Annotated in this window: 12 protein-coding genes; 7 read left to right on the forward strand and 5 right to left on the reverse strand. The window is 40.5% G+C overall.

Features of this window, described 5'->3' with window-relative positions; translation table 11 throughout:
• Positions 1 to 207 precede the first annotated feature (207 nt).
• From DWZ47_RS05135 to bglX, 5 genes are read left to right on the forward strand one after another with little or no spacing between them, the layout of a single operon-like run.
• Positions 208 to 3,237, forward strand: coding sequence for a SusC/RagA family TonB-linked outer membrane protein (locus tag DWZ47_RS05135; protein ID WP_032845579.1), 3,030 nt, complete (start codon positions 208 to 210; stop codon positions 3,235 to 3,237).
• Positions 3,238 to 3,282: 45 nt separating this feature from the next.
• Positions 3,283 to 4,749, forward strand: a complete 1,467-nt coding sequence (locus tag DWZ47_RS05140; RefSeq protein ID WP_004302727.1) for a RagB/SusD family nutrient uptake outer membrane protein — start codon at positions 3,283 to 3,285, stop codon at positions 4,747 to 4,749.
• Between the two features lie 23 nt (positions 4,750 to 4,772).
• The gene (locus DWZ47_RS05145; RefSeq protein WP_117512455.1) at positions 4,773 to 6,881 is read left to right on the forward strand and encodes a family 43 glycosylhydrolase; all 2,109 of its coding nucleotides are present in this window, start codon (positions 4,773 to 4,775) and stop codon (positions 6,879 to 6,881) included.
• A 28-nt stretch (positions 6,882 to 6,909) separates the two neighbouring features.
• Positions 6,910 to 8,274 (forward strand): glucoamylase family protein, encoded by a 1,365-nt coding sequence (locus DWZ47_RS05150; RefSeq protein ID WP_004324055.1) that lies wholly within the window; start codon positions 6,910 to 6,912, stop codon positions 8,272 to 8,274.
• Between the two features lie 37 nt (positions 8,275 to 8,311).
• Positions 8,312 to 10,594, forward strand: coding sequence for a beta-glucosidase BglX (gene bglX / locus DWZ47_RS05155; protein WP_117512456.1), 2,283 nt, complete (start codon positions 8,312 to 8,314; stop codon positions 10,592 to 10,594).
• Between the two features lie 237 nt (positions 10,595 to 10,831).
• Here the strand turns inward: bglX and DWZ47_RS05160 are convergent, their stop codons facing one another.
• Entirely contained in the window at positions 10,832 to 12,040 is a 1,209-nt protein-coding gene (locus tag DWZ47_RS05160) for an ATP-binding protein (protein ID WP_032845584.1), read from the reverse strand.
• A gap of 487 nt (positions 12,041 to 12,527) precedes the next feature.
• Here DWZ47_RS05160 and DWZ47_RS05165 point away from each other — a divergent pair, with 487 nt between their 5' ends.
• Both DWZ47_RS05165 and DWZ47_RS05170 read left to right on the forward strand, forming a co-directional pair.
• Positions 12,528 to 15,497 carry a class I SAM-dependent DNA methyltransferase gene (locus DWZ47_RS05165; RefSeq protein ID WP_032845586.1) on the forward strand — a complete coding sequence of 990 codons (2,970 nt, stop codon included), beginning with the start codon at positions 12,528 to 12,530 and terminating at the stop codon, positions 15,495 to 15,497.
• A gap of 5 nt (positions 15,498 to 15,502) precedes the next feature.
• Positions 15,503 to 16,117 carry a hypothetical protein gene (locus DWZ47_RS05170; RefSeq protein ID WP_032845588.1) on the forward strand — a complete coding sequence of 205 codons (615 nt, stop codon included), beginning with the start codon at positions 15,503 to 15,505 and terminating at the stop codon, positions 16,115 to 16,117.
• A gap of 152 nt (positions 16,118 to 16,269) precedes the next feature.
• Here DWZ47_RS05170 and DWZ47_RS05175 read toward each other — a convergent pair whose 3' ends face one another.
• From DWZ47_RS05175 to DWZ47_RS05190, 4 genes are all read right to left on the reverse strand, one after another.
• Positions 16,270 to 16,749 carry a pyridoxamine 5'-phosphate oxidase family protein gene (locus tag DWZ47_RS05175; protein ID WP_004312244.1) on the reverse strand — a complete coding sequence of 160 codons (480 nt, stop codon included), beginning with the start codon at positions 16,747 to 16,749 and terminating at the stop codon, positions 16,270 to 16,272.
• A gap of 84 nt (positions 16,750 to 16,833) precedes the next feature.
• A complete protein-coding gene (gene rnr / locus DWZ47_RS05180; RefSeq protein ID WP_008646739.1) occupies positions 16,834 to 18,990 on the reverse strand; it encodes a ribonuclease R in 2,157 nt (718 codons plus the stop codon).
• 240 nt (positions 18,991 to 19,230) lie between these two features.
• Entirely contained in the window at positions 19,231 to 20,379 is a 1,149-nt protein-coding gene (locus DWZ47_RS05185; RefSeq protein ID WP_008643920.1) for an FISUMP domain-containing protein, read from the reverse strand.
• 35 nt (positions 20,380 to 20,414) lie between these two features.
• A complete protein-coding gene (locus tag DWZ47_RS05190; RefSeq protein ID WP_008646738.1) occupies positions 20,415 to 21,548 on the reverse strand; it encodes a fibrobacter succinogenes major paralogous domain-containing protein in 1,134 nt (377 codons plus the stop codon).

Raw genomic sequence — 21,548 nt, forward strand, 5'->3', positions numbered from 1 at the left:
TATAATACCAAATAATTAAAAAATCTCAAATCAGCGAAAAAACATGCCAAAATAAGTGTCTACAAGCGATAAACGTACTAAAAACGTAGTGTTGTACAGCATAAAAGTAGTAGCGTAGTATGCGTTATTTTGCAAGAATTTTAAAAACTCCATTCCTTTGTTGCATCGATTTTTTAGCAACCTTATTATCAACTAATACGTAAAAAAATGAAGAGAAAGATTACTTTTCTTGTAGTTGCAGTGTTGTGTTTACAGACACTGCTTGCTCAAAACAAAACAATCAGAGGTACTATTGTTGATTCCTTTAGTGAACCGATCATTGGTGCGTCTGCTCATGTAAAAGGTACCTATACTGGTACTATCTCGGACCTTAATGGTAACTATACTTTGGAAAACGTTCCCGAAGATGCTATTATTACCTTCTCTTATATAGGAATGATACCTCAAGAAATTGCTGTAAAAGGGAAGAATGTAATCAATGTTCAATTAAAAGATGATGTTCAGAAGCTGGAAGAAGTGGTCGTGATCGGTTACGGTTCAGCCAAAGCCAAGGACTTGACTTCTCCCATTACGGTAGTCAAGGGAGAAGCGTTACTTTCTACTCCCGCCTCTTCACCTATGGCTGCTATGCAAGGGAAAGTGGCCGGAGTAAATGTAACCAATAGCGGTACTCCGGGAGAAGGGCCGAAGGTAGCCATTCGTGGTAAAGGGTCATTTTCCAACAGCTCGCCTCTTTATGTAGTGGACGGTATGTTCTATGATGATATCAATTTCCTCAATAGTAATGACATTCAGGATATGTCTGTGTTGAAAGATGCTTCGGCAGCCGCTATTTATGGTGTACGTGCTGCTAATGGTGTTGTTATTATCACTACCAAAAAAGGACAGCGTAACCAAAAAGCTAAAATTACCTATAATGGGTACATAGGCGTACAAAAAGCTACAAACGTTTTAGAAATGGCTAACTCTCAAGAGTATTCCACTATGCTTCTCGAAGCTAATTATGATGCATATGTATCTACCATGAAGGCCTCTATTGATAAATTCGGCGGTGACTATTCCGATCCGGATTTTCATAACTGGAAATTCGATTCAGACACAGACTGGTATAAGGAGTTGCTGCGGAGTGCACTTATCACTAACCACAGTTTGGGAATTAGTGGTGGAACAGAGAAAAGCACTTATTCCGTAGGTATGAGTTATCTGTATCAGGATGGGGTAATGGATGTGGAGAATAATTATAAACGTCTCAATTTCCGTGCAGCACTCGATTATGAAGCAACCAACTGGCTGAAGGTAGGTTTTAATGGTGTATTTAGTAACTCTACCCAAGTCTTGCCGCAAAATAAAGCTTGGCAGCAGGCATTTAATGCTCCGGGCATTTATCCGGTTTATGATCCGGCAAATGATAATACTTTCCCCGACAAGTATGCATCACCTGATGCAGTTGGTTTCACTGCTAACTTCTACAATCCTGTGGCAACAGCCAACTATTATGATTCACAAAATGAGAACTATCAGGTATTGACTAACTTCTATGCACAGTTCCAACTCTTGCCGGAGAAGTTAAATTTCAGAACGAGTTATAGTTATGATTATTCAGCCATTCGTGGTCGTGAATATATAGCTCCCTACTATGTAAGTAGCTGGCAACAACAGGCCGTTTCAGAATTGACAAAGAAAGATACGAACTATTACAATTACATTTGGGATAATATATTGACCTATAATAATCAGTGGGGAAAACATAACTTTGGAGCCATGTTGGGTTACTCTATGCGGCAACAACAGTACAGATATATGTGGGGAAAAGCTAATAATGTACCGGAAGGAAAAGACGAATGGCTTTATTTGAGTCAGGGAAATGCTGAAGGTGTAACTCTTGGAGATGATGGTTACTGTTATCGCGGTCAGTCTTATTTCACCCGTTTAAGTTATGACTATGCAGGGAAATATCTGTTGACATTCACTATGCGTGCGGACGGTTCTTCCAAATATCAGGAACATTGGGGATATTTCCCATCCGTTGGTGCTGCATGGGTTATCAGTGAGGAAGATTTCATGAAAGATCAAAAGTTCTTCGATTACCTGAAACTGCGTGCCAGCTGGGGACGTTTGGGTAATGACCACGTGGCTGCAAGTGACGGTTTTGCTTCAATTACCACAGGTAATTCTGCATCCGGTGTATTTGGAAACTCTACTTTCCCAGGCTATCAAAATACAACTTATTTCAGTTATTTGAAGTGGGAGCTGGTAGATGAAACAAACGTCGGTTTGAACTTCTCTACTTTTAAGAACCGTTTGAATGTAGATTTGGACTATTTCTATCGCCTGACAAAAAGAGCTGTTATATCTCCGCGTTTACCGTTCAGCAATGACGTACTTGCCGGAAACTATGGTAAGATTCTGAATTCGGGTTTTGATTTATCACTTAACTGGAATGATAATATCGGAAGAGACTTCAAGTATAATTTGGGAGTGAACCTTTCATATTTGAAGAATAAGGTGAAAGACCTTGGAGGATTGAGCTCTATCAAGGGAGGAAAGACCATTAATATGGTAGGCAAAGAAATGAATTCATACTATGGATATAAGGTTGTAGGAGTTTATCAGACTTTGGAAGAATGTGCGGAAGATCCGATTGCCGTAGCCAACAATCTTGTACCGGGTGACTTCAAGTATGAAGATGTAAACGGTGATAATGTAATTGATGGTGATGACCGCCAAGTACTTGGCTCTTACATACCTAATTTTACATACGGCATTAATCTTGGTTTGAACTGGAAGAATCTGGATTTTGAATTGACTACGTATGGTCAAACAGGCGGACAGATATACAACCGTAAACGTGCTTTGCGTTATGCACAGTCTAATTATAACTTTGATAAAGCACAGTATGAGAATCGTTGGACCGGACCGGGTTCTACTAACTCGCATCCGTCTGCTGCAGCATTGGTAAAGGGCTGGAATGTATCTGACCAAAGAGTGAACTCTTATTTTGTAGAAAGTGCGGATTTCTTCCGTATTCAGAACATAACTCTCGGTTATAGTTTGCGTAATATCAAGATGGGAAATTACACATTGCCGGGTATCCGTTTCTCACTGACGGCAGACCGTCCGTTCACGACATTTAAGGCGAATTCATTCACTCCGGAGTTGAGCGATGCTGAAGGATGGGATACAGAAGTTTATCCTTTGACATCTACTTATAGCTTTGGAATCCAGATTGATTTCTAAGCCGGAATGGAAAAATTAATTTTAATCTAACAAAAGAACAAGAAAATGAGAATACTAAAGAATATCTTAATATATGCGTTGCCAGCATTAATGTTATGCAATACATCATGTGATTATCTTGATAAAGAGCCCGAAAATAAGGTTCCGGAAGAGAATGTAGACTTTACTCAAATTGAGAATATGTATCAAGCGGTTTCCGGAGTATATGCTAAAGTTAGAACAGGCGGTATGCACTGGGTGATATGGCCATTGTCTGTCGTGCGTGATGATGATGTTTGGTCCGGACGTATAGATGACCAGGCAACCCTTATTGATATGGGTAACTACAACTACGACAGTTCTTTCTGGGGACTCAACGAGATGTGGAATCAGTATTATGGTATCATAAAAGTGGCCAATGCTGCTCTTGAATCGCTGGATTCCTACGCAGAAAATATCACGTCGGACGATGATATGACTAATTACCGCTCTTACTGTGGTGAAGTGAGGTTCCTTCGTGCTTATGCCTATTACCGACTTGTACAGGCTTTTGGTCCGGTAACTATTTTGCGTAGTAATACTCAAACCGACATGACCCGTTCAACGATCAATGCTGTATATAAATATGTTCTTGAAGATCTACAGTATACGATGGACCATACTCCGAGATTACGTCCGAATGAAATGGCTCATTATGGTGCTGTCACTGCTTTCTCGGCAGAGATGCTTGCAGCAAAGATACATCTGAATCAGGGTAATTATGGAGAAGTTGAAACATTGACAGATGATATTATCGGTAGCAAGAAATTTAAGCTTTATGATGATTACTATAATTTATTCAAGATTCCGGGTAAGGTTTGTGATGAATCGTTATTCGAATGTCAATGTACTGACTTTGGTCTTGGGTCAGGTGATATGGTAGATGCTGATAACTGGTTTGTATTCCAAGGACCGGCGAACGACGGAAATATTTCAGGCTGGGGATTTATCGGTATATATAAAGATTTCCGTGATTGGGCAGCGGCTCGTGGTGAGACTATCCGTGCTACGACTTCGTTCCTGTTGGCTGGTACAACTACTCCAAGCGGTGATGTGATTCGTGAATTGCAGAACTCTACTCAAACAGATTGCTGGAATGGAAAAGCTTATACTCCGACAAATCAGTTGACACCAGGTCGTACCAAATATGGTGCAAATAACAATGTACGTATATTCCGTTACGCTGATGTATTATTGATGAATGCAGAAGCTAAGGTACGTTTGGGTAAGGATGGTGATGCGTCATTGAAACTTGTACGTGATCGTGCGGGAATGTCCGAGATTGATGGTGCGACTGTAGACCAAATCCTTGATGAACGCCGTATGGAACTTGTTTGTGAGTGGGGAGAACGTTACAATGACTTGATTCGTACCGGTAAGGCTGCTTCTGTGCTTGGTTCCAAAGGATGGACTGAAGATAAAACCTATTATCCGCTTCCTTTCGATCAGGTATCTAATATCCCAAGTCTGACGAACGAACCGATTGACGAGTAATTATGTCTAAATAAAATTAGGAAATGACAGGAATAGTAAAAAAGATATTACTAAGTTCTGGGATAGCGTTCTCTGCCTTGGCGGGGAACGCACTACCACCGGAAGATTCTATAAAAGTAGTAAAAGGACAGGTAAGCGACTACTATATCCCGGTAGTAAATCAATACGAAATAACCGGAACGGTTGTAGATGAACAGGGTAATCCGCTTGAAGGGGCTACCGTTATGTTTTTCTCGAGTCCGGTTCATTGTAACACGAACATAGAAGGCCGTTATACGTTGAAGGCTACTGATAACGATGTGCATCTTTATGCCTATTATCCGGGAAAATCTTTTGCCAATGTAAAACGTGCTGTTGACGACCGGCAAGTGAAAATCGTTATGCAATCAGGGAAGCATAAGTCTGTGCAGCGTCAGCCTGCTCAAGCTACAAGGTGGTATGACCCTGCGCATCCTGTCACTCGTACCTATTGTAATCCTATGAATATTAGTTATAACTATGAACCTTATAATAACAATGTTCAGTCTAACGGATCGTTCAGATCTTCTGCCGATCCGATGGGATTAACTTATAAAGATGAGTATTTCCTGTTTTCCACGAACCAGGGAGGCTTTCATTATTCGAAGAATCTAAGTGACTGGGAATTTGCTCCGGCCTCTTTCCAGCGTCGTCCTACGGATGACGATATGTGCGCTCCGGCGGCATTTGTAAGCGGAGATACGTTGTTCTATACCGGTTCTACTTATGAAGGATTGCCCGTATGGTATAGCACATCTCCCAAATCCGGGCGTTTCAAGCGTGCTATCGAACGTAATACGTTACCTTCATGGGACCCTTGTTTATTTTTGGATGATGACGGTAAACTCTATCTTTATTATGGCTCGAGTAATGAGTACCCTCTTAAAGGCGTACAAGTGAGTCGTGATGATTTTCGTCCGGTCAGTAAGATTTATGATATCATGATGCTTCGTCCGGAAGAACATGGCTGGGAACGGTTTGGAATGAACAATGATGATGAAGTGACGTTGCGTCCGTTTACCGAAGGGGCTTATATGACGAAGCATAATGGAAAATATTATTTTCAGTACGGTGCTCCGGGAACGGAGTTCAAGGTATATGCCGACGGGGTATATGTCAGCGATTCGCCATTAGGACCGTTTACTTACCAGCAGCATAACCCGATGAGCTATAAGCCCGGTGGATTTGTACAGGGAGTAGGACACAGTGGCACTTTTCAAGATTTGAAAGGGAATTACTGGCATGTGGGTACCTGTATGTTATCTCTCAAATATAAGTTTGAAAGGCGTATCGGATTATATCCTACGGCATTCGATCCGGATGGAGTGATGTACTCTACCACAGCATTCGGCGATTATCCTTGCTGGAATGCTGACTACGATATTAAAAATCCGGTTGACCGGTTTACCGGCTGGATGCTCCTTTCTTATGAGAAACCGGTAAAAGTATCCAGTACCGACAGCATCTATTCCGCTTCCAATCTTACCGATGAAAATATGCGTACGTATTGGGCTGCTAAAACCGGGGAACCGGGTGAGTGGATAGAAATTGACCTTGGCGCCATGAAACACATAAAGGCGATCCAACTCAACTACTATGACCATAAAAGTGTGCAGCATAATCGTGCAAACGATTTATACTATCAATATCGTATCTACTCCAGTGATAACGGGACAGACTGGACACTGGCGGTAGATAAAAGTGATAACGATAAAGATGTGCCTCATGACTACATCGAATTGGGTGAGACGCTGGATGCCCGCTATCTGAAACTGGAAAACATTCATGTTCCATCCGGCAATTTTTGTCTTTCGGAGTTCCGGGTGTTTGGTAATGCTGATGGAGAGAAACCTCTGCCCGTACGAAATTTCAAGATAGTGCGTGACAAACAGGATAAGCGCAATGCAATGATTTCGTGGAATCCCTCATCCGATGCCTACGGCTATAATATTTATTATGGCATTGCTCCCGAAAAGTTATATAACTGCATCACCGTGAACGGTGCGGATCATTATGACTTCCGGGGACTCGACCTTGGTACGACTTACTACTTTGCCATTGAAGCTTTGAATGAATCGGGGCGGTCGGCGTTGTCGAAAGTCGTGAAACAATAATTATTAATCAGAAGAAATACTTTATAAGATGATGGAATGGACAAGAACCGGCATATTTATTACTCTACTCGTAGTGGTATGCGCATGTACACAAAAGAACAAGACAGTGACCGATGCGGAGCCTGATCGCCCCGAGGCATTTGCGAACGACGATGAACTACTCGACTATATTCAAAAGACGCATTTCAACTATATGTGGGAAGGTGCGGAAAAGACTTCCGGACTGGCCTGCGAACGTATACATCTTGATAATGTTTATCCACAACAGGACCAGGATGTAATTACGATTGGAGGTAGCGGATTTGGAATTGCCGGCTTGTTGGTGGCTATCGAACGAAACTTTATCAACCGGGAAGAAGGTGTAGCCCGGTTGACAAAGATTGTAGACTATCTGGCAAAAGCCGATCGTTTTCATGGAGTATGGCCGCATTGGCTCCATGGTCCTACGGGAAAAGTGAAACCGTTCGGAACAAAAGATGACGGTGGCGACCTGGTAGAAAGTAGCTTCCTTATGCAAAGCCTGCTGTGTGTACGACAATACGTAAAGGATGGCAACGAGAAAGAAAAAGCACTGGCCGCTAAAATAGACGAACTGTGGCACGGGATGGAATTCGACTGGTATCGCAACGGCGATCAGAATGTATTATACTGGCATTGGTCTCCTAACTATGGCTGGGAAATGAACTTCCCGCTCGAGGGCTATAATGAATGTCTGATTACCTATATCCTTGCAGCCTCATCCCCTACACATTCCGTTCCGGCAGCCTGTTACCATGAAGGGTGGGCGCGTAGCGGTGGCATCAAAAGCGCTTCCAAACCTTACGGTTACCCGCTCGAACTGAAGCATAATGGCGCAGAAGAGAAAGGCGGTCCCTTATTCTGGGCACACTACTCTTATATCGGTCTCGACCCGCGTAACTTGACCGATCAATATGCCAACTACTGGAATGTGGTACGCAATCATGCGATGAGTGATTATCAATATTGTGTCACTAATCCGAAAGGCTACAAAGGATATGGACCTGATTGCTGGGGACTTACAGCGAGTTACTCCATAAATGGCTATTCAGCCCACATGCCCGACAATGATCTCGGTGTGATAACTCCTACTGCCGCTTTATCCTCTTTCCCTTACACACCGGAAGAGTCAATGGCCGCCTTGAAAGGTTTCTATAAACAAGGATCATGGATTTGGGGGAAATATGGATTCTACGATGCATTCTCACCGAACGAAAAGTGGACTGTTCCGCATTATCTCGCCATCGACCAGTGTACGATTGCGCCAATGATAGAGAACCACCGTACAGGACTACTTTGGCGGTTATTCATGAGTTGTCCGGAAATTCAGGACGGACTGAAAAAGCTAGGTTTCACTTCTACAACAGCCGAATAAAAACAGAAGAAAGAATAATATAAATACAAAACAGAATATGAGAATAGGTAGATTTTTGCTAACAGCAGTGATTACAGCGTCTGCTTTCACTGCTATGGCTGCCCCGCAAGCCGATAAAGATAAAATGGATCAGTTTATTGACAACCTGATGGGGAAGATGACTTTGCAGGAGAAGATCGGTCAGCTCAACCTTCCTGTGTCGGGTGAGATTGTTACCGGACAAGCTAAGAGTAGTGATGTGGCCGGAAAGATAAGGAAAGGTCAGGTCGGTGGTCTTTTCAATGTAAAAGGAGTGGAGAATATTCGGGAAGTCCAAAAGATTGCCATAGAGCAGAGCCGTTTGAAAATTCCTTTGTTGTTTGGTATGGATGTCATCCACGGATATGAGACTGTTTTTCCTATTCCTTTGGCACTTTCCTGTAGTTGGGATATGGAGGCTATCAAAGAATCCGCCCGTATAGCGGCAAAAGAATCCAGTGCCGATGGTATTTGCTGGACTTTCAGTCCTATGGTCGATATTTGTCGCGATCCCCGCTGGGGACGTATGGCTGAAGGCGGAGGCGAAGATCCTTATTTAGGTTCGGAGATTTCGGCAGCCATGGTAAAAGGTTATCAAGGTGATGATCTGACAGATAAGAACACCATTATGGCTTGTGTGAAACACTTTGCCCTGTATGGTGCACCCGAAGCCGGCCGTGATTATAACACAGTAGACATGAGTCACCTAAGTATGTTCAACAATTATTTCCCTCCTTATAAAGCAGCTATTGATGCTGGTGTGGGTAGTGTGATGACTTCTTTCAATGTGGTTGACGGTATTCCTGCTACCGGCAACAAATGGCTGATGACCGATGTCTTGCGTGACCGTTGGGGATTTGATGGTTTTGTTGTGACAGACTACACAGCTATTTCCGAGATGATTGCTCACGGAATGGGAGATCTTCAACAGGTATCTGCCATGTCACTTAGTGCCGGAACCGATATGGATATGGTTGCAGACGGTTTCCTTACTACTTTGGAGAAATCTCTCAAAGAAGGGAAAGTGACAATGGCTGAAATAGACAAAGCCTGTCATCGTATTCTTGAAGCGAAATACAAGCTCGGATTGTTTGATGATCCTTATAAATATTGTGATGCAAGCCGTGTGAAGAAAGACATCTTTACGGCAGAAAACCGTGCCGTAGCCCGTAAAATAGCTACTGAAACATTTGTGCTTTTGAAGAATGAAAACAACCTGCTTCCATTACAGCGTAAAGGCAAAATAGCTCTTGTTGGCCCGCTTGCCAATACAAAGGCCAATATGCCGGGTACATGGAGTGTGGCAGCTGCTTCTGACAAATACAATTCCCTGTATGAAAGCATGAAGCAATCATTGGCAGGTAAAGCGGAAGTGCTTTATGCCAAAGGTTCAAATCTGATGTATGATGCTCAAAGAGAGGCGGAAGCTACTATGTTCGGTCGTGAAATGCGTGATCCGCGTAGTGTGCAGGAATTGCTTGATGAGGCCTTGAATGTAGCTTCCCAAGCGGATGTGATTGTGGCAGCGGTTGGTGAATCGTCCGAAATGAGTGGTGAATCCAGCAGCCGTACTAATCTTGAAATGCCGGACGCGCAGCGTGATCTTCTGACAGCATTGAAAAAGACAGGCAAACCGATTGTACTGGTCTATTTTGCCGGTCGCAGCACTGTGATGACTTGGGAACAGGAAAATTTCCCGGCTATACTGAATGTATGGTTCGGAGGCAGTGAAGCAGCCGACGCGATTTGTGATGTAGTATTCGGAGATGTTTCTCCGAGTGGAAAACTGACTACGACCTTCCCGAAGAACGTAGGACAAATTCCTTTGTATTACAACCATTTGAATACAGGTCGTCCTTTAGAGGCAGGAAAGTGGTTCAGTAAATTCCGTAGCAACTATCTTGATATAGACAATGATCCTCTTTATCCATTTGGATATGGATTGTCATACACCACATTCCGTTACGGTGATCTTCAACTTAGCAATAACTCAATGAATGAAAAGGGGAAGATAACCGCCTCTGTCACTGTCACCAATACGGGCAACTATGATGCTGACGAAATCGTACAAATGTATATCCGTGATATGGTAGGGAGTGTAGCACGTCCGGTGAAAGAATTGAAAGGCTTCGAACGTATCCATTTGAAGAAAGGGGAAAGCCGCACTGTCTCTTTCGATATCACAGCAGAACAACTGAAATTCTATAACAGTGCGCTGAATTGGGTATGTGAACCGGGAGAATTTGAAGTGATGGTTGGTGGAAATAGCCGCGATGTACAAACAAAGAAATTCAGTTTGTAATAGGTATGTATAAAATAACTGTGTCTTTTTTATTTGTTCTTAGTTTTTAGAGAGAGTGTAAAAAGCTTGTTGGATTATTAGTTTACTGTAGGGGCAACTGACATTGTCCCTACAGTATATAAATAGTCTGAAGTTCTGGAATACCAAGTGCTTTTATTACAACATTGTTAGATCTGATAGCCAATTAATCCAGTCGAAAGTAGAAGTCGCTTTCTTCCTCCTATTGACAGTAGGATCTTATAATTGCTTCATTTTTAGAAAATCCGCAAGATGCAAATGATGAATACCTTCCACATTACTTCCTTTATTGAACTCATCAAGACTGACGACATATTTAGGGTAATTATCCTGAATGTTCATTAAATTGCCAAATTCGCGTTCCCGGGTTTTCTCGTCGATGACTAAATAAGTAACCTGTACATATACCTTTTTTCCCTGCTTTATCCCAATGAAATCTATTTCTTGTTGTTCGTTCTGTCCGATATAAATCTCATATTGCAGTAAACTAAGATGTAGATACACAGCATTCTCTAGTAATTTGTGTATATCCCGTTGGAGATTGAACCCTATATGACAGTTTCTTAGTCCCAAATCTTCAAAGAAATATTTATCTCCGACCTCGAATTTCTTTAGCCCTTTAATATCAATACGTCCTATTTTGTTTATTAAATAGGCGTTGCAAAGTGCTTTCAGGTAGTTAATAACTTGGGTTGTAGATATATCGATACGTTGGGATTTCAAATATTTACTAATATTATTGGCGGAAAAGAGGCTGCCAATATTATCTGCGGTGTAGTGAGCTAATGTCTCAAGAAAATCGACATTGCGTATACCTTCTCTCTTCACTACGTCTTTTAATAGGATAGTGGCATATATATTCCTTAAATACTCAAATGCTAATTCATCAGTCAGTTGGAGTCGGGAAAGGTAAGGAAGTCCCCCGTATGTTAGATAAAGCATCAGGCTTTGATTATTGTCATCCAGTTGGTGAAATTCAAGAAATTCGGTATAACCGAGACTATGAATATGGAATTCGATGTAGCGTCCAGATAAATAGGTTGCTAATTCTCCGGATAACATCTTGGCATTACTTCCTGTTATGAAGATATCGCAACTATCTTTAGATTGTAGACTGCGGAGAACATTTTCGAATCCCTGGATATCCTGTATTTCGTCAATAAACAAATAATTGTTTTTATCCGGGGGCATTGTTCCTTTAAGATACTGAAACAAATCGGAGTCGTCATGAATCATTCGAAATTCTTCATGCTCCATGTTGATATAGATAATATTGGCTTCTGAATCGTCTCTTTTTATATCTTCCATTAACTGCATAAGGATACAGCTTTTCCCTACTCTTCGTTGCCCTGTAAGTACTTTAATGATTCCCTTTCCTATGAACGGACGAATACGCTCTGTATAAATAGGCCTATTGATAAGTTTCATCTTTTTATAAGTTATAGTTGATATGTAAAACAAATATAGCAATTTTATTAAGCATAACTTATAAAGATGCCGGTTTTATTTGTTTTATTAAGTATAACTTATAGCTCTATCCTAATTGATGAAAGAGAAATAAAAAAGAATGTGAGGTAGCTTAAATAGTAAGAGGCTGCCTCACATTGCTTTTAGCGATTATCCTGGATTTATTTATTGTATCTCCGTCACGTCCACCAACCGGAATACTATACACGGCAAAATGCTTGGGAGTCGCAACGATACCTTCGACAGATACTAACAGTACGATTTTGAGTCTAAACTTAATTCCTATTTGGGCGAGAGCGACGGTGATTTATAGACTAATTTCCGATGGTTGTTAGTCAAAAATGCGATGATTGGGTAATTCATCATATCAAAATCATTCAGATGACAAACAGGTTCTCGAAAAAAAAGTTATCTTTGCCAACGAAAAAGATCTGTGTTATTTTTGAGTATGAGTACAAGGAAAGAATCAGTATTGCAAGCATTAGACTTGGCTGGATATAAACATAATCTGTATTCAGTCAAAGATTCTTATGCGGACAAGCTGCTGGAATACTACAGAATGCAAGCAAATAGAGTCAATGCTGATTATTTTTATTGTTTCAATAATTTGATAGAAAATCGACCTGTTCCATATATCTATATATACGATAGGCACGAGTGCAATAATAAAGATACTATTAATTTGGTAGAGATAAACAAGCAATTGTGGACTCTAGGGGAAATCGCATTAGCAGTTATTATATATGAAGATGGTTTCAAAATATTAGATACAAGAAATCCAATAAAAAGCGTCAAAAAGAAACCGGAACCTTCTTTCTTGGACGGAATATCAGTAATTCGGGAAATCGACTCATGCCTCAAAAAACGAATTTTTGAAGGTCGTATATTAGAGGAATCTCCTGCAGACTATATTAGTGTATCTCCTTATCAGAAACTTTTAGATCATATAGAGAAATATGTATTAAACAAAAATAAGCAGATCGGTTGTGAGTTGGAGCTTCTGAAGAAACTTCTTGTTAAATTCATCCTGATAAAATATCTGGAAGAACAGGTAGATCATAATGGTAACAGTGTTTTTGATTCCGGATTCTTCAAAAAATTCATAGTTGACAAAGAAAGCAATACTACTCTTTTTGATAAAGAATATACATTCTGTGATGTGCTTAGGGGGAATGATATTGTTGGGCTTCTATCAGCTCTTAATGTCAAGTTCAATGGAGGAATATTCAAAATATCTCCAAAGGAGGAAATGGAAATTAAGGCAATCGATTTTCATATTATAGCCGATGCTCTTGATGGAAACAAGGATTTTGATGGACAGATATCTATTTGGCGCTACTATGACTTCAATTTATTACCTATTGAGTTTATTAGTCGGTTATACGAACGTTTTGTCACATCTGTTGACGGAAAGCAGAAGAGTACCGGAGCGTTTTATACTCCTCCTCATTTGGCACGATTGCTAATTGATGAATTACTTCCTTTTAATAAAGAAATTGATTTCGAGAATTTCAAAATTCTGGATCCTTCGTGTGGCTCGGGTATTTTTTTGGTTTTGGCATACAAAAGATTAATAACCTTATGGATGCTGAACAATAATAAGCAGATTATAGAAGGGGAGGAAGATATAAAGGAAATAAAAAAAATATTGTCCAAATGTATCTATGGCGTTGATATAAACAAAGATGCACTGTCTATAACTGCTACTTCTTTGCAAATAGAACTGTCGAGCCATATCCGTCCAAAAGAAATTTGGGAGAAACTGACTTTTGATAATTTAGTGGAGCATGGTAATCTTGTTAATCAAGGTTTCTTCAAATGGTATAAAAGAACGTCTTTGCGATTTGATATTATAGCAGGGAATCCCCCTTTTAATATTTCGAAAAAAGAGCAATTAAAGAACATAGAGGCTGGAATAGATGATGAATTCTTTTCAGAAAAATATAATGACTACGTTGGAAAGCTATGCCCATTTCCCAACAAGAATCCGGCTCTGATATTTTTATATCGGTGTTTGAATAATCTTTTACTTGAGAATGAAGGCGTGGTATTTATGATCATGCCCTCATCCACTTTCTTATATATGCCTTCTTCTATCCGATATAGAAAAAGTCTGATCCATTATTGGAATATTGAAAAAATATATGATTTTACTCCTTTAATGGACCGTTTATGGGGGAACATAAATATAGCAACCATTGCTGTTAAGATATCTAATGGATGTTTCGTCCGTAACTCTGTCATCGAGCATATTGTCATCCGTAACTCATCCGCCAACGAGAAAGGAGCTATTCGTTTTCAGATTGATCAATATGATAGGTATCGCGTTCCTGTTGATGTGGCATTTTCCAAAGATTATACTTGGAAAACAAACTTGCTCGGTGGAGGATATTTAAAACAACTGATGGAGAAATATGAGATTCAATATCCTAAAATAGCACAAATTTTTAAGGGAAAAGGAAACGGGGGCGGTTATCAAAGGGATAAATCGACTATTGATGATATAAAATTAAGGGAAGAAGGCAAAAGAGTTGTTGACTTGAATGGGAGGAGAGTGATGGATTCTAAACTCTTTAACTGTGATATTTATACAGATGGGATGACTAAAATCATATCAAAAAAAGATTGGGTGAGGATTCCCGAATATATAAGTACCCCTCCAAATGTTCTACTGCGTTTGAACTTAAATCTTAATCTGCCTATTATTTATAATGAGCAGAATATACTATTTCCAAAAGGAATATTAGGTTTGAAAGATGAAAGTGAAGAATTAATGAAGAAATTTGTGTCTGTATTTAAGGAAAACAGATGGTTATATGCTTTTTTAATAAAGGTTATGTCGGCGAAAGCATTTGTGCAACAGAGTGATGCATATACCGTTGATGCGCAGGATATCTTAAGGTTACCGATAAATACGGATGAAAAAGGTTATCCTGTTTCCTTTGGACGGATGGATCGTTTGGATTGCATGATAATAGAAGACACTATGCTTTTGGCTAATAATCTGAATAATTCCGATCCGGTTATATTTAAAGGAATTGATGCCGGACTATTGGACAAATACTGTGATGTGTTTTGTGATATTCTTAATCGTACATACGGAAAAGAGGGATACGGATTTAAATCTGTTCGTCAAATTATTACTGACGATTATGTTTGGGTTACTTTTGAACATACAAACCAGTCTGCTGTGACTGTAGAAAATGATGTTACAGGACGTAATGAAACTATATTGTCGGAAATCTTGTATGATAATATTTCCAATAATGCATTAACAATAAATAGAATTATCACATACTATAAAATAGACAATCAAATAAATTTTATCAAACCGAATAAACTTAAATATTGGATGCGTACCATTGCTTACCGGGATGCGGAAAATGTTAAAAGCGACATGTTTAAAAACGGATATTAAAAGCTATGCATTTTGACCATATAGATTATTCAAATAAATATATACAAGAGATTCTTTATATCATCCGGCTGGGTATCCAGAAACGGAATAAGTTGTGCAGGAATAAGCGTGAAGTGTTGAATACTCAATCATTAGTAGACACGTTCAATATGATTGGCGTTACTATGTGTGAAACTTTGATTGGGGCTCAGAAGGAACACGAACGCGAAGACGGCAGAGGGAAGGAAGATATCTATTTCTATCTGAATGACGACAGTTATACACGTATATTCTTTGCAGAGGCTAAAAGATTGCCGAAGTATAAAACGGAAAGTGAAGAAGAATATGTGGTTGGTAAAAGTTCAACGAACAATCCTTCAGGTGGCATTGAACGCTATAAACTAGGGATACATGGCAATAAGAATTTGCGAAACAACGGAATGCTTGCATATATTGAAAATAAGTCTGTCAAGGAGTGGCTTCAGATTGTTAATAATAAGATAACGAAAGAATTTCCACAGGATTCCCCATTGATTTTAACAGATAATACGAATGAATATACATCTGTACATACTTATGTAAATCATGAAGGAGTTTTTACAATGTATCACTTTTGGATTGATTTGAGCTTGACCAGGTAAATCATGCGTCTGGCTCCGTCTACAATGATATCTTCTCCGAAGAGGCTGTAGTTTGTTACATTTACTGTTTACCTGCTTTTCTGATTGTGCGAAAATAGAAAAAGCAGGCAACAGGAGGAAGAAAGCGAATAGGCAGAAAGCCGGAAACCGGTTTATGGCTTTTCGTTGGCTCGCAAACCGAAAACTTTTCCTGTCATCTGATCGATACGTACTTGCCATACTTTGACATTACGTACCGCAGGATCGGAATAGTTGAACTCACTATCCGTGTAATGACGCATGATAATATCCAATGCACGGCGTTTCTCATCTATTTCTTCGATGAATTCTACTTGCCCCCGACACATCGCGCTTTCCGAACGCATACTGTAACTGCAGGCTACCTTTTCGTGTTGGTAGACAAGTTTATGTCCAACGCTGAAAGTGATGCATACATTATTATTATGTTCCAGCATCTCCAACTTGCTGCCTTCAGGACCCGAATGAAGATATATGATGCCATTCTCATAACCGAAGTTCATCGGAACTACATAGGGATTACCTTCCAAATCAGTAATGCCTACAAAACAGGCATCGCAATGGAGAATAATGGATTCGATTCGTTGTTTATCTTCAATAATGACAGTTTTCATAATGGCTGTTTGGCTTACCACAGAGGACACGGAGTACATGAAGTCTTTTTACTTCCTGATTTCTTAGTGTACTCTGTGGTGAATTTACTTTTCTATTAATTCAAAATCCAATTGTTTCTTTTCCAGATTAGCACGAGCTACCCGAACAGTAATAGCGTCTCCCAGACTGTATATTTTGTTTTTGCGGCGTCCGCGAAGACAATAGTTCTTCTCGTCGAATTCGTAGTAGTCATCATCCAGATCACGAACAGGGACCAGACCTTCACATTTGTTTTCGTTCAGTTCTACATAAAGTCCCCACTCGGTTACGCCGGAGATTACACCGTCGTAAATCTGCCCCAGACGTTCGCTCATAAATTCCACCTGTTTATATTTGATGGAAGCACGCTCGGCATTGGCTGCAATTTGTTCCATGTTCGAGCTGTGGTCGCAGAGGTCTTCGTACTTGGCTTCGGATACGCTACGTCCTCCGTCCATATACTTCGTCACCAAACGGTGTACCATCATGTCCGGGAAACGGCGGATGGGAGAAGTAAAGTGAGTGTAATATTCGAAAGCTAGTCCGTAGTGACCGATGTTATGGGTTGAGTAACGTGCTTTCTGCATGGCGCGGATGGATACGGTTTCTATCAGGTTCTCTTCTTTCTTTCCGTGTATGTCGTCCAATAAATGGTTGATGGATTTTGAAATATCAGTCTTCGTTCCGCTTGTACGCACTTTGTAGCCGAAGCGGGCGATGAACTGTGACAAGTTCTCCAACTTCTCCGGATCGGGCAGGTCGTGGATACGGTAAGGAAGCACTTTGGCTTTCTTGTTCTTCGGCACACATCCTATCTTTTCTGCTACGGTCTTGTTAGCGAGCAACATGAATTCTTCCACCAGTTTATTGGCATCTTTTGACTCTTTGAAGTAAACGCTGATTGGTTTTCCTTTTTCGTCAATTTCGAACTTCACTTCGTAGCGGTCGAAGTTGATGGCTCCTGCAGAGAAGCGTTTTTCGCGCAGTGCTTTGGCAATCGTATCTAATGTGAGTACTTCTTCTTTGAAGTCTCCTTCTTTTGTTTCTATGATTTGTTGTGCCTCCTCGTAGGTGAAGCGACGGTCGGAGTTGATAACCGTATGTACGATACGTGAGTCTCTGACTTCTCCTTTTTCCGTAATATCGAAGATAACGGAGAAAGCTAGTTTTTCTTCGTTCGGGCGGAGTGAACAAATGAAGTTACACAGCCGTTCGGGAAGCATCGGGATGGTACGGTCTACCAGATAAACGGAAGTTGCCCGCTTTTCTGCTTCTTTGTCGATGATGCTACCTTCTTTTACGTAGTGTGTTACGTCGGCAATGTGTACGCCTACTTCCCACAATCCGTCCTTTAGCTTGCGGATGGAGAGTGCGTCGTCAAAATCTTTGGCGTCTTTCGGGTCGATAGTGAAAGTTGTTACCTTACGAAAATCTTCGCGTTTGGCAATCTCTTCTGCTGAAATCTCGGCAGGAATCTTGTCCGCTGCTGTCTCTACTGCTTTCGGATATACATACGGCAGACCGAACTCCGCAAGAATTGCGTGCATCTCTGTGGTGTTGTCGCCAGCCTGACCTAATATATCTATTACTTGTCCGATAGGATTCTTTGCCTTGTCTGGCCATTCGGTTACTTTCACAATGGCTTTATCTCCGGTCTTTCCGCCTTTTAGCTTATCTCTCGGGATGAAAATATCATTGGCTAATGTACGGTTCTCTGTCACCAGGAATGCGTATGACTTAGCTACTTCCAGTGTGCCGACGAAAGTATCGTTTGCACGCTCCAGTATTTCTATCACTTCTCCTTCTGCCTCTCTGTTTTTCCGTTTGGCATAGAAGGTTATCTTTACCTTATCGTTATTCATCGCATGGGCGGAATTACGCTCGGCTACAAATATCGGCTCGCCTCCTCCTTCAGGAATAAAGGAATTCTTGCCATTGCTTTTCCGTTGGAAAGTGCCTACCATCTCTGTTCCATGATTGGTGAGACGGAATTTTCCTTTTTCTATTTCAGAAATATAATCGTCAGCTAAAAGGTCATGTAATATATCGACGCATAACATTTTTTGCGGATGGGTAGTGAGACGCAGTTCTGAAAAAATATATTTCATACTTAAGGTCTCGCTGGATTTGGCATGGAAAAAGTCTATTAATAACGCTGCCAGCTCTTTCTTACTCATTCTCTTGCCGGCCTTTTTCTCTTTCTTTTCTTTCTTTTTTGCCATAATGTAGTCTTTTAAAATATCTAGTTACAAAGATATATAATAAAATGGAAGAACATTCAGAATTTGTTTTATTTCGTGATATTGGATATCGACTAATTATATGTTTGAGTGAGTTGGTAACTAGGTGTAAAAAGATATATTAAAAGGGAAGCATATCTCTCGACATACTTCCCTTATCTTTAAGAGAGAATTTATTAATTCTGTAATGAACTAATTGATAAATGTTTATCTACAATATAGTTAATCTTTTACGCAACGTACTGAAAGGCCACGTTTTACTTGTATTCCTCCTTTATCAGAAGAATAACCTAACCCATAACTCATATTACTGAAATATACAGTTCCTGCTCCGTAAGTAGCTTGGTCTGTGCTCCAAAAGTCTGTTCTACTCTGTGACTTAGGCATTTCAAAACTTCCGCTCTGATAACATTGTCCGGCAGGTATAACATTAAAGCCATAGGTGTCACGTGGACCTTTAGCGAGATCAGGATTTTCATCTATCATGCCGGATTCTCCCCAACCGTCAGCATCCAGTTTTCCTGTCAATGCTGACCAGACGTTTTTACAGTCTTTATCGGAGTATTTATTTCCTTCATCATCTGTCCATACATTACCTTCAACTGGTGCTAATTCATCTGCAACAAAATTTTCTAGTTTTTTCCACTCTGCTTTGCTGGGTAGATGCCATCCGTTAGGACAGATTCCTTGAATACCACTTGGTATGGCATCCGCATTTCCACCGGTTGCGTTCTTTTGGTTCATAGCGGCATACCAATTATACAAGACTCCGTATGTCTTGTATTCTTTCGTGGCTTTAGCTGCATTTACATCTTTGCCATCATAGTTGAAAACAAAATAGAGCGGATCTCCATCACTGGTAGCGGCATCTTCCGGTTTGCTAACTGATGGTAAATAAGCCAAGTTCTCTGCCATCCATATTTGTTCACCAATTGTAACAATTTTGTATTCATGATTATCCCGTGGGTCAATCATCTTTCCTTCTTCCGGTTCTGGGGTTGGTTCGGTCTTTTTTAGTGTGACATTTACTTCACTTGTCGCCATGGCACCTTGATCGCCTTTGACGGTCAGTTCAATTTTTAGTGCTCCTACGGCTTGACTGGCTTCGAATGTGTATTCATAACTAAATGGAACAGAAGTTACTTCTGAAATTTGTTTGTCTCCGATTTTAAGAGTAACATTCGATATTTGACCAATGTCAACAGTTGCTTCTCCTTTGATTGTCATCTTTTCAGCTATGTCTATCGTTGCTCCTTCAGTAGGAGAAGATATGGCACATGTTACATGTTGTTCTGGAGCGGGATCATTGTTGTCATCACCGCAAGCCGTTAGTCCTAAGACTAAAAATAAAAGGAATCCTAACTTCTTCATAATTGTATTTTTATTTAGTGAGTAATAATATATGGTTAATCTTTGATACAACGAACGGGGAGTCCTACTCCCGGATTAAATTCTGCATTGGTTACAAATGTGTGGAGGTCTGACCACATACGTACGGTAATACCAAATTCTGGTCCCATTTGTACTCCCGCTGTCGAACTCCACCAACCCGCACTGTAGGCTGAATGCATCCAATCTTCGTCGCCTGCACAAGCACGGAAACCTATAGGCAGACCATTGAATAAGGTTGCATTATTCTTTTCCATCTCAACTCCAACCCAGGTTGGCTGTGGTTCTATTTCTGTGTATTCCGGCATCATCCACATCGTTGTTGAAGCTAGAGCCTTTGCTAGGGCTGTTTCATCTACTTGACCATCATTCATAATTGCTGCCATTCCGGAATCTAATACGTATTGAGATAATTTTTGCCATTCTTTTTGAGAAGGAATATGCCATCCATCAGGACAAACTCCTTTTATTATACGTGTTTCATCGGGACCTAAAGCCGTTTCGTTTTGTAGAGCAGCAGGTAGGTTGTAATAGGCTCCATATGCATTCAGGAAACCTTTTCCAAGTTCTGTTTTTGCATCATTATCAAACATTACGTAATATCTTGGTTCGGTTGAGGACACATCAAACTGTTGCTCTGGTAGATAGCGTAAATTTTCTGCCATCCATAACTGGTCTGCAAGTTGTACGGTTTTGTATGTATTTCCATCACGGGTATCGGTTAGCACTTCTCCATATTGAGGGGGAGCAGGCTTGTTTCCTTGTTCTGTTGTCACTGTAATAGTTGCCAAGGCACTACCTTCGTGATCTCCTTTAACTGCTAACTCAATTTTCAGTTCTCCCGGTTCGGCATCTTTGGAGAAGGTATACTCATAATAGAATGGAACTGAAGTGATGTCAGTGATAATCTCTTCCCCGACTTTCAGTTCTGCAGAAATGATTTTACCATAGTTTGTAGTCCCTTCTCCTCTGATAATCAGTTTGTCTGACATAATAACGGTTGCGCCATCAGTTGGCATAAATATCTCACAGCTTACCTGTTGGTCCGGAAGTATTTCTCCTCCTCCGCCTGCGGTGCTGTTGTCATCTTTACAGCTTGCACCAAGTAATCCTAATGCCACGATAAAGCTAGTTAATAGTATCTTTTTCAT

Origin of the sequence: Bacteroides sp. AF32-8BH, assembly GCF_003435205.1 — a bacterium.
Classification (GTDB): domain Bacteria; phylum Bacteroidota; class Bacteroidia; order Bacteroidales; family Bacteroidaceae; genus Bacteroides; species Bacteroides ovatus.